The 16107-nt window shown below is 34.0% G+C and carries 16 protein-coding genes; 14 read left to right on the top strand and 2 right to left on the bottom strand.

The window, feature by feature from the left end:
- Nucleotides 1–69 precede the first annotated feature (69 nt).
- The 9 genes from LQ50_RS24925 (at nt 70) to LQ50_RS11090 (ending at nt 5803) form a co-directional block, all read left to right on the top strand.
- The gene (locus tag LQ50_RS24925) at nt 70–213 is read left to right on the top strand and encodes a YfhD family protein (RefSeq protein WP_084138725.1); all 144 of its coding nucleotides are present in this window, start codon (nt 70–72) and stop codon (nt 211–213) included.
- A gap of 410 nt (nt 214–623) precedes the next feature.
- Nucleotides 624–899: a hypothetical protein gene (locus LQ50_RS11130; RefSeq protein ID WP_034629138.1), complete on the top strand. Its 276-nt coding sequence runs from the start codon at nt 624–626 to the stop codon at nt 897–899.
- Nucleotides 900–936: 37 nt separating this feature from the next.
- Complete coding sequence (locus LQ50_RS11125; protein ID WP_034629137.1) at nt 937–1155, top strand: hypothetical protein; 219 nt, start codon at nt 937–939, stop codon at nt 1153–1155.
- A gap of 509 nt (nt 1156–1664) precedes the next feature.
- Entirely contained in the window at nt 1665–2111 is a 447-nt protein-coding gene (locus tag LQ50_RS11115; RefSeq protein ID WP_152608202.1) for an ASCH domain-containing protein, read from the top strand.
- Nucleotides 2112–2144: 33 nt separating this feature from the next.
- Nucleotides 2145–2363, top strand: a complete 219-nt coding sequence (locus LQ50_RS11110) for a YdbC family protein (RefSeq protein WP_034629133.1) — start codon at nt 2145–2147, stop codon at nt 2361–2363.
- Nucleotides 2364–2606: 243 nt separating this feature from the next.
- Nucleotides 2607–2879 (top strand): hypothetical protein, encoded by a 273-nt coding sequence (locus LQ50_RS11105; protein WP_152608201.1) that lies wholly within the window; start codon nt 2607–2609, stop codon nt 2877–2879.
- Between the two features lie 124 nt (nt 2880–3003).
- A complete protein-coding gene (locus LQ50_RS11100; RefSeq protein WP_034629129.1) occupies nt 3004–4569 on the top strand; it encodes a histidine kinase N-terminal 7TM domain-containing diguanylate cyclase in 1566 nt (521 codons plus the stop codon).
- Nucleotides 4570–4848: 279 nt separating this feature from the next.
- Complete coding sequence (locus LQ50_RS11095) at nt 4849–5376, top strand: YceI family protein (protein ID WP_034629127.1); 528 nt, start codon at nt 4849–4851, stop codon at nt 5374–5376.
- Between the two features lie 130 nt (nt 5377–5506).
- Nucleotides 5507–5803 (top strand): hypothetical protein, encoded by a 297-nt coding sequence (locus LQ50_RS11090; protein WP_034629125.1) that lies wholly within the window; start codon nt 5507–5509, stop codon nt 5801–5803.
- Between the two features lie 65 nt (nt 5804–5868).
- Here LQ50_RS11090 and LQ50_RS11085 read toward each other — a convergent pair whose 3' ends face one another.
- A complete protein-coding gene (locus tag LQ50_RS11085) occupies nt 5869–6066 on the bottom strand; it encodes a cold-shock protein (protein WP_034629123.1) in 198 nt (65 codons plus the stop codon).
- A 193-nt stretch (nt 6067–6259) separates the two neighbouring features.
- On the bottom strand, nt 6260–6433 hold the full coding sequence (locus LQ50_RS25765; protein WP_202595371.1) for a hypothetical protein: 174 nt from the start codon (nt 6431–6433) through the stop codon (nt 6260–6262).
- 272 nt (nt 6434–6705) lie between these two features.
- Here LQ50_RS25765 and LQ50_RS11080 point away from each other — a divergent pair, with 272 nt between their 5' ends.
- The 5 genes from LQ50_RS11080 to pglX all read left to right on the top strand — a co-directional run bounded on the left by LQ50_RS11080 (nt 6706) and on the right by pglX (nt 16102).
- Complete coding sequence (locus LQ50_RS11080; RefSeq protein ID WP_034629120.1) at nt 6706–7074, top strand: hypothetical protein; 369 nt, start codon at nt 6706–6708, stop codon at nt 7072–7074.
- A gap of 286 nt (nt 7075–7360) precedes the next feature.
- Nucleotides 7361–9136, top strand: coding sequence for an SLC13 family permease (locus LQ50_RS11075; RefSeq protein ID WP_034629117.1), 1776 nt, complete (start codon nt 7361–7363; stop codon nt 9134–9136).
- A 208-nt stretch (nt 9137–9344) separates the two neighbouring features.
- Nucleotides 9345–10352 carry a BMP family ABC transporter substrate-binding protein gene (locus LQ50_RS11070; protein ID WP_237563693.1) on the top strand — a complete coding sequence of 336 codons (1008 nt, stop codon included), beginning with the start codon at nt 9345–9347 and terminating at the stop codon, nt 10350–10352.
- Nucleotides 10353–10379: 27 nt separating this feature from the next.
- A complete protein-coding gene (locus tag LQ50_RS11065; protein WP_034629115.1) occupies nt 10380–12185 on the top strand; it encodes a sensor histidine kinase in 1806 nt (601 codons plus the stop codon).
- A gap of 422 nt (nt 12186–12607) precedes the next feature.
- Nucleotides 12608–16102, top strand: a complete 3495-nt coding sequence (gene pglX, locus LQ50_RS11060; RefSeq protein WP_034629112.1) for a BREX-1 system adenine-specific DNA-methyltransferase PglX — start codon at nt 12608–12610, stop codon at nt 16100–16102.
- Nucleotides 16103–16107 lie beyond the last annotated feature (5 nt).

Raw genomic sequence — 16107 nt, 5'->3', positions numbered from 1 at the left:
ATGTAAATACTAATTTCAGATAAGGAGTGTGCCTTATCATTCCAATATTTAGAGAGAGGATTCGATAACATGAACAAAAATAATCCACAAGGCCAATATGATGAAGTAGAATATTCAGAGGAATTAGCTGACACAAAAGATAAAGAGGCGATGACTAGAATGGAACAAGCTGATAAGCGTGCACAAAAAAGGAATAGAAAAAGTCAAAAATAAGAATTGATGCTGCCTGAAAGTTAGGAAGAAAAATATGACAATGACTTCGTTCGTTACCAATACTTTTAGAGGCGAAATCACATCTCTTTAGCCTCTAAAAAGATGTAGCGAACCAATGAATGATCCAAGGTTGCCAACAAAATGGAAATTCCATTTTGTTGGCAACCTTTTTACTTTAGGAAATTTTAGAAATTCTATCCACCATATATTTTATTTCAAATGAACTACAGTTTAATGTGACTACTTATGGGCATATAGGAATACGGACCTTCTTTGTCATCATTTTCCTTCCTCTTTTTAGATGTGAATTTTACATGTTTCATAAACTACTTTCATAGTATAAAAATGAAACTTTAGATTGGATCGTTCGTATAAAGAAGAATATCCAATTTATCGTCAGGAGGATGGAGATGAAAGCATTTTTAATCGTAACTATATTTTACGTCATTTTAGCGGGGTTCTTTTACTTTGATAAAGTTGGAGGTGGTTCGTTTTTTTCGGATGTTAAATCAATCCATTCAGTCGGTGAAACAATTCCAAGGGCTTTACTAATAGGTGTGGCATATATGTGGTTCATGTTAGGGTCTATCCATTATCTTAGTCGAACAAAACAATCTGAACATACTGACATGGGGGGAAGTCAGGTGACAAAAAACGAAGACTTTGTAGCAGCAAGTAATGATTGACTAATAAAACAAAGCGCTTAAAAGGAGGTTGAGAGTTGTGGAACAAAAGGCGGTAAAAGTTGTACAAGTAGATAAATTAATGTATGTAATAGGAATTTTCATTTTTGGAGGGTTACTTTTAGCGTCGTTTTTAGATGCGACTTTTTATATTGAAGAATATTCATGGGAACATTTAATCACTTTTCGAGTAGTAATTGCTGCAACTAGTGCGATCTACTATTTGTTAGTCTATTTTTATCATCGGCATAAAGGCTAAAAATCATGAGTGGAGAAACATAGTGTCGAAATAAATTCGTCGCAACTTGGGGGAGAGACGATGAAGTGTTTCATAGCCTTACTAGCTTGGTGTATTTTTTTTATCGTATCAAATTTATTGATAAATCTAACAAATAGGTTAAATCTGTCTTTATTCATTTCTACATCAACAATTTCAAACGTATTATCGGTTGTTACGCTGATAACGATATTCATTTTGTTTGGAGCTCTACTTGCGAGTCCACATCTAATTAAGCAATATCGAATTTATGGAGATTGGAAGCTACATCTTTCAAAATTTATCTGGCTTGGTATCTCTCCGGTACTTCTGCTACTGGTCTTAGACATGATTAAAAACGAAATAAACGCACAGATCCTGGTGGAATTTGACATATACCCACTGTCTATTTTACTTTTAGTTATATGTGGATACTACTCATCACAATGTTTATACAAAGAATAAAAAAGCAAGTGATCATTGAAAGAATGACACAAAGAGAGGGAAAAGTAATGAATCAAGAGGCTAAAAATTATTGGAATGAATATTGGGGAGAAAAGGTGAAGCCCCAAGCGGTAAGCGCTTGGCAATTTGGCTCGGATCCAGATCGATTGGCACAATTAGTCATTGAAGGCATCAAAACAGCTACATGTTCTGGGTTTATATTTTACAAAATGGAAGATGAACCATTGCCAAAAGTGGATGATTATAGCATTATTTTAAACAGTAAAGATGTTCCAGTTGCACTGATTAAGACGGTGAAAGTAGAAATTATTCCTTTTAATCAAGTTCCTGAAGAGTTTGCCATTGCTGAGGGAGAAGGAGATCGAACATACCAATATTGGAAAAGTGCACATGAAACATTTTTTAAAAATGAGTTAAAAGAAATCGGATTAGAGTATTCAGAAGATATGCTACTTGTATGTGAACGATTTGAACTCGTGCATGTGAACGCCTGAAAAGGTAAAACGATTGGAGGATTAATTGAAAAGATGGCAGAAATAAAATTTGAAATTGCTGAAACGATAGCTGTATTATCAGAAGGATCAAAAGGGTGGAAGAAAGAGCTAAATCTAATTAGTTGGAATGGACGAGAGCCTAAGTACGATATTAGAGACTGGGCACCAGATCATTCAAAAATGGGAAAAGGAGTGACCTTGTCTGAAGAAGAGGTCAAAATACTAGTTCAATCATTAACAAAGGGAAGGTAAGTCTTGATTTAACGGAAGGGTTGGGCAAAGGTTCAAAAATAGAACTTTTGGACAACTCTTTTTTCTTGTGTGAATACGAATGAAAATTAGCTGAAATGGATGTGACGAATCGCACAGATTAAGGGAGCAACGTTTATCTATAATTGAATTAGAAAATATTGCAGTAAGTACCTGGTCTCTTCTCATCGATGTATTAATATAGTACAAACTGCAAAAATACGAATTGAAAGAGTGATAACATTGGTGACGAAAGAGCTAATTAACGCGAAAGAGTATTTAAGGGAAGAAGTTAAAACACATTATTATGTTTTATGGGAGCAGTTTGAGCTTTGTGTAGACGAAACTGAAACGGCAACAACAGAAGAAATTGTAACCGTAATGTATGAAAAAAGTGTCAACAGTTCACTTGTACCAATGTACTCAAGGATAATAGAAAAATCAAGCAGCATTGAAGACACTTTAGTTCAATTAAAGAAGGAATGTAAGGGTATCTTTAAAGAAACAGTTCTTGTCTAGAAATAACACACGAAACATTTTCTATGAGGGTGAAATCTAAATAGGAATTAGTTTTGAAAAAATAAGACTAGTCTTCACGTTTTTCTCCCTATATAATAATGAAAACTATATGGAGAAGATGATGATGGCGCAGGAAGTATTAGTATATATTCTATTAGGAATATTTGGTGGTATGTTAAGCCTTTTTTTATGCGTTTATGCAATCTTAAAAATTAAATATGCGCCAGGTGGGAAATATTATATTTTAGCGACGTTTATGTCTGCTATATTTACATTTGCTTATGCATTAGAATTAACAAGCACGTCCATTGAAGAGATTAAATTTTGGCTGCGAATGGAATACATTGGACTCCCCTTTATACCTGTATTCATCTTATTTATGTGTATGGAGTATGTAGGGTTCAAGCAACCCCGTTGGCTCCCATACGTTATGTACACAATACCGATAATTACGATTACAATGCATTTCACAAATGAGTTCCATCATCTATATTATAAATCTATGATGTTAAGAAGCGATACTCCCTTTCCCATCATTTTGCTTGAAGGGGGACCTTTCTTTTATATCCATTCTATTTATCTATATATATGTATTATTTTAAGCATACTAATTTTACTTATCCAATTAAGAAAGCTTACACTTCGATTTCGCCTACAAATTTTAATGATGGTAGCTGGACTTATTATTCCAATTGTAGGTAGTGTATTCTATCTTACTGGGCTAAGTCCATACGGGGTTGATCTTGGGCCGGTTTCGATGAGTATATCCTTTTTGTTTCATGGGGCTGCACTTATATCTTTTCAAATGTTTAATGTAGCTCCAATTGCTAGGGATAAAGTATTTGAAAGCTTAAAAGAGGGGGTAGTTGTATTAAACCAAAGTAATATCATTGTCGATTATAATCAAGCTATTTTACAAGTTACTCCATTTCTTAACGCTAAAGCTATTGGGAAATCAATTATTGAAGTACTACATCACGACCAAAAACTTAAAGACCTTATTCTTTCAGAAGAAGAGGTGGATTTTACATCTTCTAAGGATGATAAAGTTACATATTATCATATAAGTTTTTCGCCGGTTCTAAGCAAAACAAATGAACAAATAGGACAAATCATTACTTTTGTAGATGTTACAGCGAGAGTGCAGATGCAAGAACAGCTTCAGAAACTGGCAAGTATAGATGGGTTAACACAGGTGTATAATCGGACATTTTTTGTGAAAGAAGTTGAACAAACGGTTGCTGATTATCAAAAGGTAGGTGGAAATGTTTCTTTTATCATGTTTGATATTGATCATTTTAAAAGTATCAATGATACGTATGGACATGAAGCTGGAGATATCGTAATAACGTATGTTGCACAAATAGCAAAGGAGTGTTTGCGGGAAACAGATATCATTGGTCGATATGGTGGCGAAGAATTTATCATTTGTTTACCAAATACTCATTTACCTCATTCGAATCAAATTGCTGAGGCTATACGAATGAAAATTGAAAATAGTTACATAGTTATTAATAAAAAGGAAATTCACGTAACGTCAAGTTTTGGCGTTACTAGTAAAATAGTTGAGTGGAACGGTGATGTTCACCTGATTTCTGAACTGATGAGACAAGCTGATGAAGCGTTGTATGAAGCAAAAAAGAATGGGAGAAATTGTGTTGAATGTTTTAGCTCCCGAGCAGCAATGTGAAGAAGCTGGATTTGAATTTTTGATATATGTGGTGTTAAATAACTACTCATAGATTCATAGTATGATAATAAAATGCAACTGTACACGTAATGCTTACTGCTATTGCGTCTTTACGACGATCTCCTGATTTGGAATTAAACAAATGAGGAGATTTTTTTGAAAAAAGTTGACGGAAATATCCAACTAATATATAGTTAATTACATAAAGTAAGTAAATTAATAAAAGGTAGCTAGGTTGATACAGGTAAAATATATAATTTAATCAGTGGAGGTTTTATAATGACAAGTTTTAAATTAGACAAAGTTCACAGTGGTGTCGGGTTTCAGGTGAAGCATATGATGGTTTCAAAAGCAAAAGGCGAATTTAAAGACTTTGATGTAGAGATTGAAGGAGATCTTAATCATTTAGAAGGGTTACGTGTAAATGTAAAGATTGATACATCTTCCATCGATACAAATAATGAAGACCGCGATGCTCATCTTCGTTCACCCGACTTCTTTGATGCAGATAGTTTCCCAGCTATTAAAATTCAAAGCGAATCCATTAAAAAACTTTCTGACGAAGAATATGAAATGACAGCAAATGTTACGATTAAAGATGTGACAAAGAAAGAAAAGTTCTTTATTGAATATAACGGCACATCTAAAAATCCAATGGATGGAAGCACAGTCACTGGATTTGATGTAGAAGGAAAGATCAACCGTGAGCAATATGGCTTAACATGGAATGCGGCGCTTGAAACAGGTGGGGTACTAGTAGGAAAAGATGTGAAGCTTCTAGCAAACTTTGAATTCATTGTTGAGTAATAGTCAAGAAGAAAAGGATTTTATAAAAAGAGGGTACTGATCATTATTGATATTTCAGCGCCCTCTTTTTTATGGATTTGTTCTTTACAATTATCATATTCATTTATAAAATATATGGAGTTGAAAGGAGTTGTATGACATTAGACAATACATCGGTAACACAGTGGTTCTTTTGATTATATTAATTGTGGTTAGCGCTCTAATAGGCTGGTATTTTGCATTTCAGATCGTCAATGTGGCTTTTATTGTTGGAGCAGTCGCTTTATTAATATCGACAAGTGGCCTATCGAATGAAGCGCATTTAGCAATGAAGACATTAGGGAATCATGTTCCACGAGAAGGAAGTAAGTTACTTTCACTAAATCCTTTGTTACTTAGTTCATTGCTACTACTGATTATATCTTTTTTATATGCTCTAATTGTATAGTAGATCAAATGGTCAGGTATTTCTTGATGATATAAATAAAAAGACCCCATAAAGGAGTCTTTTTATTACTTTTGAACGTTAGCAGCTTGTGGTCCACGAGAACCTTGTTCAATTTCAAATGTTACTGTTTGACCTTCTTCTAAGCTTTTGAAACCTTCGCCTTGGATTGCAGAGAAGTGTACGAATACATCATCGCTACCTTCAACTTCGATAAAACCGAAACCTTTTTCTGCATTAAACCATTTTACTGTACCTTGTGTCATGATATTGCCTCCAACGTGGATTATCCACAATTTATTACTATCCTTGCCCATGCATAACCCATCAAGACAAAACCACTTATTTCAGAAAGTCTTAATTCTATCAGTTTATCCGAACAAAAATAATTAAATTTATCATAACAGCCATCTTATGGAATTGCAAGAAGAACCGTTTTTAAACGGGTTATCATAAGGGTTATTTTATCTGGCGCATTTCTTCTTCAAAGAAAAATGTGCTTGGGTGCTCTAAACAAGTGTAGGAGTATCTTTTCATATTAGGCACATAACTAAATTTGTTAATGGTAAGGGTTTCGCCAGTTGCTTTTAAAATTACTTTTTCATTAGATTGAAACTTATTTTTGCTTTTCATAAAAAAACCAACTTTCAATTTTGAGATAGGAGTCTAATGCATGTTTTATCGGGTAAAACACGATTAGTTTAGGTTACTACAATTACTTATTATAGTATCTCATATTAATTCAAGTTATGTTCATTTTTATTGTTTTCTATTTTAATTTTTTCTATTTTGTAGTAAATATTGGTAATATAGGATATACTGTTATAATACCCTTTGGTCTTCTAATGTAAAGACTCACTATTCAGAAGGCGTGAGACCAAATACGAAAGGATGACCAATATAATATGACTAATACAGTTTATCAAGCAAAAGCGGGCGATGGTTTTAAGAGGACTGGCTTAAAAAGGCGCAATTCATACTTCAATACTCCACAAGAAGCAATTGTAGAAGCGCTGGCTTTAAAGGAAAAGATGGATGTAATTTATAATAATGAAATTCAATGGGATTATCAGGGTAAGATAACTGGTTCATTTGATAAGATCAGTTTTTTAAAAGGGTATCTAAGGGGAGACCGAAGAACTAAACCGTTCTATTTACAAATTCTTTCTTTAGACTCAATAGAGAAGTCAAAATTACCCTCTTCTTCAATCAGTAAGAAAATGAACTCAGAGGATAAAAAAATCTTTAATAAAGTGATTAAACTGTTTAGATAGAAATAAAAACTCCACTATTTTGCACAAGATGCAGAAAGTGGAGTTTTTTTATCAATATTTCTTCCACCTTTTAAAACCTACTTGACAGATGTGAATTAACAGAATAATATAATGATAAAGAATAACTATGGTGAACATTAAAAAAGTAAATCTTACAAAGCTGATTGGAACGACCGAAGGCTTAGTCTTTTTATCAATAATAAAAAGACTAAGCCTTCTTTTTTACGAATAAATCACACTAAAATCATCGGACTTATTGGATTAAAATAGATTGGAGATGGATAAGATGAACTTCGAGGTTGTATTTGTATTAGCTGTCGTGATTGGTATGCTTATCTGTCTAATTAAAGAAGTAGCGAGACCAGATTTTATTTTGTTTTGTACGTTAGCGGTTTTATTATTATCTGGAATTTTACCCCCAGTGGATGCCCTGAAAGGGTTTTCGAATGAAGGCATGTTAACTGTAGCTTTATTATTTATTGTCGCAGGGGCTGTAAAGCAAAGCGGAACTCTGAATCAGCTAGTTGTGAAGGCTTTGAGTACAGGGAAGAGTCCGAGAATGTCTCTTATAAAAATGATGATACCGATATCTGGCATGTCAGCATTCTTAAATAATACCCCAATCGTTGTCATGTTTACACCCGTTGTACGAAAATGGTGTAAAGATCATAATATTGCTCCATCTAAATTCTTATTGCCATTGTCATATGCCGCGATTTTTGGTGGAACATGGACACTAATTGGAACATCAACGAACTTAGTCATACATGGATTTATGTTAGAAAAAGGAATGAGTGGATTTTCGATGTTTCAACTAGCCATAGTTAGTATTCCTGCAAGTATTTTTGGTATCCTTTTTATGGTCACGATAGGTTACAAGCTCCTACCTGATCGAAAAACATCTGAGGAAGCATTTGAAGAAAGTTCAAAAGAATATCTTTCGGAAGCTATAATCGAAACACAATCACCTCTCATCGGAAAGTCAATTGAAAAAGCAGGGTTAAGAAATTTAAAAGGACTATATTTAATTGAAGTAATTAGTAATGGTGAACGAACGGCTCCTGTTCCTTCCTTTTATAAAATAAAAGAAAACGATCGTTTAATTTTTACCGGTCTATTCTCTACGATTGTTGAATTGCAAAATATTCGTGGTCTAACTGTGGAGACAGGAACAGATTTAAAATTAGAAGATTTGCAGAATGGAAGTGCCTCATTAGTTGAAGCGGTCGTGTCTCATCAATCTACTTTAATTCAAAAGACCGTTAAGGAGAGTAAGTTTAGGAGTAAGTATGATGCAGGGGTCGTAGCAGTTCATCGAAATGATGAACGAATTAACAATAAGGTTGGAGATATCAAAATAAAGCCTGGGGATACATTGCTATTGTTAGCAAATAAAGATTTTCTTACTAGATGGTCCAATTCAAATGACTTTTATTTACTCTCATCGATTGATCAACCTGAAATTATAGATGCGAAAAAATCGTATATTGCGCTCTTTACTTTGATATTGATGATATTACTTGCTGCCTTTGAAATATTACCAATGTTTAAAGCGGCTGTTCTAGCTGTTGTAGTCTTGTTTTTGACGAAGACCGTTTCGTTTGAAGGAGCAAGAAAGTATATACAATTTGATGTTTTAATTGTTATTGCTTGTGCGATTGGAATTGGGATTGCACTTGAAACGACAGGAGCAGCAGAGTTAATTGCTAATCAATTCGTATTATTAACAAAGGGCTTTGGTGTATTAGGGGCTGTGTTTGTTGTTTATTTATTAACAAGTTTCTTTACTGAGATTATTACAAATAACGCAGCCGCCGTATTAATGTTTCCGATTTCACTGCATGTCGCAAACCAACTTGCTATTGATCCTATGGCATTTTTTGTGACTATTGCAATTGCTGCTTCAGCGAGCTTTGCTACACCAATTGGCTATCAAACGAATCTCATTGTTTACGGCCCTGGTGGATATCGATTCTCTGATTATTTGAAAATAGGTATTCCGCTTAATCTATTGTATCTTCTTGTTACGGTTAGTATTGTGTATTTTGTTTGGGTCGGTTAATGTGAAGTAGCACTAAACGAAACGTCAATAACCACATAGTCCACTAAGTTTTCTATAATGATATTATGTTAACTTATAAGCATAAATTCATCCGCATGAAAACAGTGGACTTTGTGGAATTTTGTCGAATAAAATAGAAAAAAGGTAGACCACTTATCTTTTTTTCAGTAAGATTAATTTTAAATAGAGAGAAAAAGGGAGAGTACTTATGCTGCAACAATCTAAACAATCTAGAATTTTATTGCTCATCACCTTGGTTGTTGCAATTTTATTTATATGTTTGCTATTACTGAGAATTAGCTCCTTACTCTTTGGGTTTGAAACCGTGAGTAGTACCGATGATGAGAATGTAAAAGTGGCGATCATTACATCAGATCAAGTAATTGACCAAAGTTGGGGGAGTCTTGCTTATAAGGGGCAATTAGAAATAGAAGAGAAATTCCCAGTAACTGCTTCTTTATATAGCGAAATTGATTCAGAGGAATTAATTGAACGAACAATTGAAGAGGCAATTGAAGAAAATTCAAATGTAATTATTGGACATGGCCGAGAGTTTTCAACTGTATTTACTAAATTAGCCCCCTTGTATAATGATACGCATTTTGTAACAATACATGGCACATCAGAGCATGAGAATCAAACTGTATACACTTTCAATCAAGGAAAAGTTGAATTTATTGCGGCATTAGCAGCTTCGTTAAAAACAGAGAATAATAAAGTAGGAGTTATAGATCCAATTGATACTAGGGAACAAAAAAAACATTTTGAAAAAGGGTTGAAATACTATAATCCTGATTCTATATTCTATTATAGTGTCGTTGGTAGTCGAGATGACGGGAAGCGTGCTGTTGAAATACTAGAAGATTTGATTGAAGAGGGAGTAGATGTAGTTTATTCTAAAGGTAACGCGTATAACCGAGATGTAATTGAACAAGCAAAAAAACATGGCATTAATATCATTGGCTATTTAGATGATCAGTCGTATATTGCAGAAGATTTAGTATTAACTAGTGTCTTAAATGACGTTTCGCAAGCCTATGTAGCAATTATGAACGATTATTTTTCTGTGGAAGGAATTCCAGCAGGAACAGTTATATTAACTGATCATGATGGAGTATACAAGCTTGCTCCTTTGGGTTCTATGTTTTCAGAGGAAGAGAAACAATATATTCATTCTGAGTTGGAAAAATTACATCAAAACGGATTCCCTTTCTAAAAAAGATCGTTTGTTTGAGGAGGACTTATGATTCGCTTTTTTAAAAAAATAAGTTTTCGTAGCAAAATTTTAACCATCCTTCTTTTAACGACGATTCTCTTAAGTAGTTTCTCATTTATCTTAATTCAATCAATTGAACAAATTAGTAAAGTTAATAACGAAATAAATGAGCAAAACATTCCGGAATTAGTTTGGATCTCGTATTGGGAAGATGAGTTGCATATAAAAGGTTATATAGTTGAACAGTTTCTGTTAAATGACCTTTGCTGCGACTTAGTCGATACTTATAATTCTGTAGTCATCACTACTCAGAATCATTTGTTATCTGATCATAATGCAGTGCCGCCTGAATCCATTGAATATCTTAAAACAGAAATGGATTTACTAGATTTTAAGGTGAATAATTACGTTCAGGGTTTACTATCATATGGTGATCCTGTTGCGATAAGAAATTATATTGAAAAACAATTCTTGCCGCACCATAGTGATATTACTAATGAGTTAGAGCGTGCAAAAGAAAGTGTTTTAGTATCTTTGACGGATCACTCAAACCATGTCTCGTCCATTATAAATAAATCGTTGTATCTGTTACTTTTTTTAACAATCGGTACAATTATTATTTCTTTTGTATCAGCATACCGTTTAAGTGGCAGTTTGACGAAACCTCTAGAGGCAATGGTCCAAAAAGTTGACCGGATTGCTAATGGTGAGTACGGACTCACCATCCAAACGAGAGAACAGATTGAATTTCAACAATTAACGGCATCTATTAATCAAATGTCAACAAAATTAAAAGATTCATTTCACACAATTCTGTTGGATAAAATCTTTAGAGAACAAATACTGAATTCTTTACCTGTAGGCATAATAACTGTAGATGAAAAGACAAAACAAGTAACTTATAATTATGCAGCTAATCAATTATTAAAAAAAGATAACCCTGATTATGAGAGACGAAACCATATGTTTTGGGATATATTAGATTCTAAGAAAATAATTAAGAATGTAAAAGTCCCGTATCATTCACTGCAATCTGAACATTCACTATTAGTCTCTCAGTCTGAACTTCGTGATCAACATGCTAATATCATTGGTAGAATTTTTTATTTTGTGGATATTACAGAAACTGAAGAGCTAGAAAAAAGAATACATCAATCAGAAAAATTAGCATTAATTGGGGAATTAGCTGCTGGGGCAGCTCATGAGATTAGAAACCCATTAGCGGTTATAGATGGCTTCGTGTCATTAATGAATCAGTCATTATCTGAAGCTGATAATAATAAGTTTCATATGCAGCTATTAATGAAGGAGCTTAAGCGTATCAATTCAATTATTGAAGAGTTATTACTGCTAACCAAACCGAGTGCACCAGTATTAAATGAGATTCTCTTAGAAGATGCTATTAACGAAATCCTGCCATTAATAAAGCAGTCAGTAGTTAGTCATAAGGTAGAAATAACAACCGATTTAGAGCCGATCCCACTACAACTGGATACAAAGCAAATGAAACAAGTTTTCCATAATTTGATTAGAAATAGTATAGAGGCCCTCGGAAATCAAGGGAAGATTTCTATTTATTCAAAAATAGTGGGTGATGATTACCATGTTTTTATTGAAGACAATGGCCCAGGTATTCCCTTTGAAATACAAAAAGTAGTGTTCGATCCATTTTTAACTTCAAAAGAAAATGGCACAGGATTGGGTTTGACAATTGTACAAAGAATCATTGACAACCATCACGGAAAGATTAAACTGTTATCGACTTCCCCAAAAGGTACCGTATTTAGAATGACACTTCCAATGAAAAAGATTAAAGAGAGAGATACCAATTGAAAGGCAAGTATGTGAGTCCCCAACTATAAAAAATAAGACATTATTTACGTTATACTAAACTAACTTATTAAAAATGACGGCTTACCGAGGCAGCTGAAAAAGTCCTTCTAGTAAATTGAGGAGGCAGCAATGACTCCACACGTTGCTGCTACGAGAAATCTTTAAATCAAAGCGACGCGGTTTTGCTCATTGCTTAAAGGCCACTGAAAAAGGTGGATCTTACCTATTCGGTGGCCTTGGCTTAGCCGTTTTTTTGTGCGGCTATTTTTTTTGGAGGAGCGGTAATATCGGTGTAAAGTTTTTAGTACGAAGTAAAAATTAAACGTTTTGGTGAGACATTTCTTTTTAGTAAAGTCGAACTCTAGTTAGCTTTTCTCTTTAATGAACTAGATACAGAAAAAATCTCTTAATTGGGGGATTGTATGAATCGATCAGAATTAAAAACGTTTGCAATACAAACAAGACGTGAGCTGCTTTATGAAGTTTCTCTACGTGCTAAATTATTTGGTTTTGAGAAAAATAGGTTAAGACAAATGGAAGAGAAAAATGGACAACTCTTTATTAATGGGCTTGTGTATCCAAAAATAATGAAGTCTTCGTTTCAATCTTTGCAAAGTGAACTGAGTTCAAAAGGTTCTGAGCAGTTATTTGAGGAAGTCGCTTATACTTGGTTCAATCGACTAATAGCTATTCGATATATGGAAGTCAACGGTTACATCCCGGATCGATTGGAAACCATTCATTCAATTTCTCATTCTACTCTTACACAATTTATCGATACATTACAAAAGTACGTTAGTCTAAAAAGGGAAGATTTTTTTGTTTGTTATAAGACAGGAGATATTGATTTACTTAATCGTAAGCTTTTTCTAGCGCAATGTAATATGTTGCATATCATCTTACCCGCTTCATTTCATAAAATTGAGGATTATACTGAATTGTTGCTGCCGGATTTATTATTTGATCAATATTCTACTGTGAATCACTTTTTACGAAGGGATCACGTCATTGGAAGTTTTGGTGAGGTCGAAGTAATTGGGTGGATGTATCAATTTTATAATAGTGAGCCTAAAGATGAAGTGTTTGCTAATCTCAAGCAAAATAAGAAACTCGAAAAAAAAGATATTCCTGCAGCCACACAGCTTTTTACACCTAAATGGATTGTGCAATATATGGTTGAAAATACATTAGGACACATATGGGAAAACTCCAAGTCTTCATCAAAATTGAAGTGCGCCATGCCGTATTATGTCAAACCAATGGAGGAGAAGGTCGCTATTAACAATAATAGCGTAACTTATTCTCATATAAACTTACTTGATATCACATTTCTTGACCCGTGTGTCGGTTCGGGACACATCCTTGTGTTTGCATTTGGTTTATTTTACGACATGTATGTTAAAGAGGGCTATGATAAAGAAGTGATTCCTCAGATAATATTAGAAAATAATCTTTATGGAATGGATATTGATGACCGTGCAGCGCAGCTTGCTACATTTAGTTTATTGATGAAAGCTTGCCAAAAGTCTAGAGCGGTGTTGCAGAAGGACATACAAATAAATGTTATTTCGATTCAGGAAACAAACGATTTGGATATTGATCATACAGCACATGTGCTAGCAAATAATACATATGAATTAGCTGAACTGAAACAACTATTTTCATCGTTTGTTCAAGCGAAACAAATAGGTTCGATTTTGCAAGTTGATCAAATTAATTTTGATAAGTATATAAACAGAATCAAGATGCCTGAGACACTAGAAATAACGTTAGAAAATTATCACGTATTCGAGAAATTAAATCTTGTACTCAAGCTTTTAATACAAGCAAAAATGTTAGCTAATACGTATGATATAACAGTTACGAATCCACCGTATATGGGCATTAGAGGGTTAAACCAGTCAACAAGCGACTATGTTAAAAGACATTACCCTTATAGTAAATATGATATGTCGGCCGTGTTTATGGAACGTGTACTTCATTTCACAAAAGCAAATGGGCTATTTGCCATGCTTAACCAGCAATCATGGATGTTCTTAACAAGTTATGAGAAGCTTAGGCTGCAACTTCTAAATGAAAGTACGATCATGTCCATGTTGCATCTAGGGGCCCATACATTTGAAGATTTTGGTGGAGAAGTTGTTCAATGTACAGCATTTGTTTCAAAACGGACCTATAGTAAGGACTTTAAAAGTAGCTATTTTCGGCTTATTGATTATAAAAATACCGAGAGTAAGAAAAAAGCTTTCCTTGATGGAAAAGGAAAGTACATCTGTATGCAAGAACGGTTTTCTCTTGTACCAGAGACCCCTATAGTATATTGGTTAACGAAAAACTTAACAGACGTTTTTTTAAAGGGGAAACCATTAAGGAATTTTGCAGAACCTAGACAAGGTCTTGCTACGGCTGATAATAAGCGTTTTCATCGCTACTGGTATGAGGTTCAATTTTCAAATATTGGCTTTTCACATGACCGTGAGTCTGCACAAGCTAGTGAACAAAAATGGTTTCCATTAAACAAAGGTGGCCCAATTCGCAAATGGTATGGAAATAATGTAATGGTTGTAAATTGGCAGCATGATGGGAAAGAGATACGCGAGGATAAATTACATAAACTTTTGATTGGAACATGTTTGCCAAGCAATTCAAAGCCGAAAAACGTGCCTTACTATTTTCGGGAAGGGATAACATGGTCACTAATTAGTTCTACTAAATTCGGAGTACGTTGTTTTCCAAAAGGGATGATATTTGATGTTGGTTCACACGCTTTCTTTTGTGAAAAAGAAGATTATTATTATTTTGCAAGCTTTTTAAATTCAGTTGTGGCAAGCACGCTCTTATACACGTTAAACCCTACAATTAATTATAGTTCAGGTGTCATTGCAAAGCTTCCAATAATTCTAGGCGAGCGAAATGGTCATATTGATAAGTTAACCAAGAGAAATATTGAGGTAGCGAAACAAGATTGGGATTCACAAGAAACATCATGGGATTTCACACAGCATCCCTTTCTATTTTTCAAGCAAGAACGACTTTTATCCACTATTTTTAATAAATGGAAAGAAACAAAAGAAAAAATGTTCTCAGAACTGAAAGAAAATGAAGAAAAATTAAATGAAATTTTTATTGAACTTTATCATTTACAAGATGATTTATCTCCAGAAGTCAAGGAAAGGGAGATAACTATTTCACTTGCTGAGAGAGACCGTGATGCAAGGTCATTTCTATCCTATTTTATCGGGTGTTTATTGGGAAGGTATAGTCTTGATTTTCAAGGATTAGCTTATGCTGGTGACGACTGGAATCCATCTTATTATCAATCTTTTCAACCTAATAAGGATGGGATTCAATTATTAACTTTTGCAGGTTCGTTTAATGATGACATTCTCTTACGGCTGCGTCAATTCTTAGCTGCTTGTTTCGAAGCTTCTACTGTTGAAGATAATTTATTTTGGTTAGCATCCTCACTTAGGCTTAAGCAGAACGAATCTGTTGAAAATAGACTACTCCGTTATTTTGTTGATGAATTTTACATAGACCATTTTAAAACGTATCACAAGCGCCCGATATATTGGTTAATTGATTCAGGCAAAGAAAAGGGCTTTCGAGCGCTAATATATATGCACCGCATTAATCAAGATACCTTCAATATCGTTGAAACTCAATACGTCCAAAAAGCCATAATTGGGATTAAGAAAGCACTAAGAAGTACCAAAGAGATCCTAGCAAATCAACCTACAATTAAGGATAGAAAGAAGTACCAAAAACTAATTAGCTCACTTGAAGCTCGGGCAGCCGAGATAGTTATGTTACAAGAGAAGATTCGTCAGTCAAATGGCGTATTCCCAGATTTGAACTTGGATGATGGAGTTCAGTTTAATCAAAAATTATTTTCTGAGGTGTTACCAACTACTTAGGAAGG

The sequence above is a fragment of the Halalkalibacter okhensis genome, from assembly GCF_000787375.1.
Classification (GTDB): domain Bacteria; phylum Bacillota; class Bacilli; order Bacillales; family Bacillaceae_D; genus Halalkalibacter; species Halalkalibacter okhensis.
The sequence above is the reverse complement of the archived record's forward strand: the minus strand, read 5'-3'. Positions and strand labels throughout refer to the sequence as shown.

What these genes read in the sequence shown, in the direction of transcription:
- LQ50_RS11100 (WP_034629129.1), top strand. Translation starts at nt 3,004, where the DNA reads ATGGCGCAGGAAGTATTAGTATATATTCTATTAGGAATATTTGGTGGT.
- LQ50_RS11095 (WP_034629127.1), top strand. Translation starts at nt 4,849, where the DNA reads ATGACAAGTTTTAAATTAGACAAAGTTCACAGTGGTGTCGGGTTTCAG.
- LQ50_RS11115 (WP_152608202.1), top strand. Translation starts at nt 1,665, where the DNA reads ATGAATCAAGAGGCTAAAAATTATTGGAATGAATATTGGGGAGAAAAG.
- LQ50_RS11130 (WP_034629138.1), top strand. Translation starts at nt 624, where the DNA reads ATGAAAGCATTTTTAATCGTAACTATATTTTACGTCATTTTAGCGGGG.
- LQ50_RS11110 (WP_034629133.1), top strand. Translation starts at nt 2,145, where the DNA reads ATGGCAGAAATAAAATTTGAAATTGCTGAAACGATAGCTGTATTATCA.
- LQ50_RS25765 (WP_202595371.1), bottom strand. Translation starts at nt 6,433, where the DNA reads ATGAAAAGCAAAAATAAGTTTCAATCTAATGAAAAAGTAATTTTAAAA.
- LQ50_RS11085 (WP_034629123.1), bottom strand. Translation starts at nt 6,066, where the DNA reads ATGACACAAGGTACAGTAAAATGGTTTAATGCAGAAAAAGGTTTCGGT.
- LQ50_RS11065 (WP_034629115.1), top strand. Translation starts at nt 10,380, where the DNA reads ATGATTCGCTTTTTTAAAAAAATAAGTTTTCGTAGCAAAATTTTAACC.
- LQ50_RS11075 (WP_034629117.1), top strand. Translation starts at nt 7,361, where the DNA reads ATGAACTTCGAGGTTGTATTTGTATTAGCTGTCGTGATTGGTATGCTT.
- LQ50_RS11080 (WP_034629120.1), top strand. Translation starts at nt 6,706, where the DNA reads ATGACTAATACAGTTTATCAAGCAAAAGCGGGCGATGGTTTTAAGAGG.
- LQ50_RS24925 (WP_084138725.1), top strand. Translation starts at nt 70, where the DNA reads ATGAACAAAAATAATCCACAAGGCCAATATGATGAAGTAGAATATTCA.
- LQ50_RS11070 (WP_237563693.1), top strand. Translation starts at nt 9,345, where the DNA reads ATGCTGCAACAATCTAAACAATCTAGAATTTTATTGCTCATCACCTTG.
- pglX (WP_034629112.1), top strand. Translation starts at nt 12,608, where the DNA reads ATGAATCGATCAGAATTAAAAACGTTTGCAATACAAACAAGACGTGAG.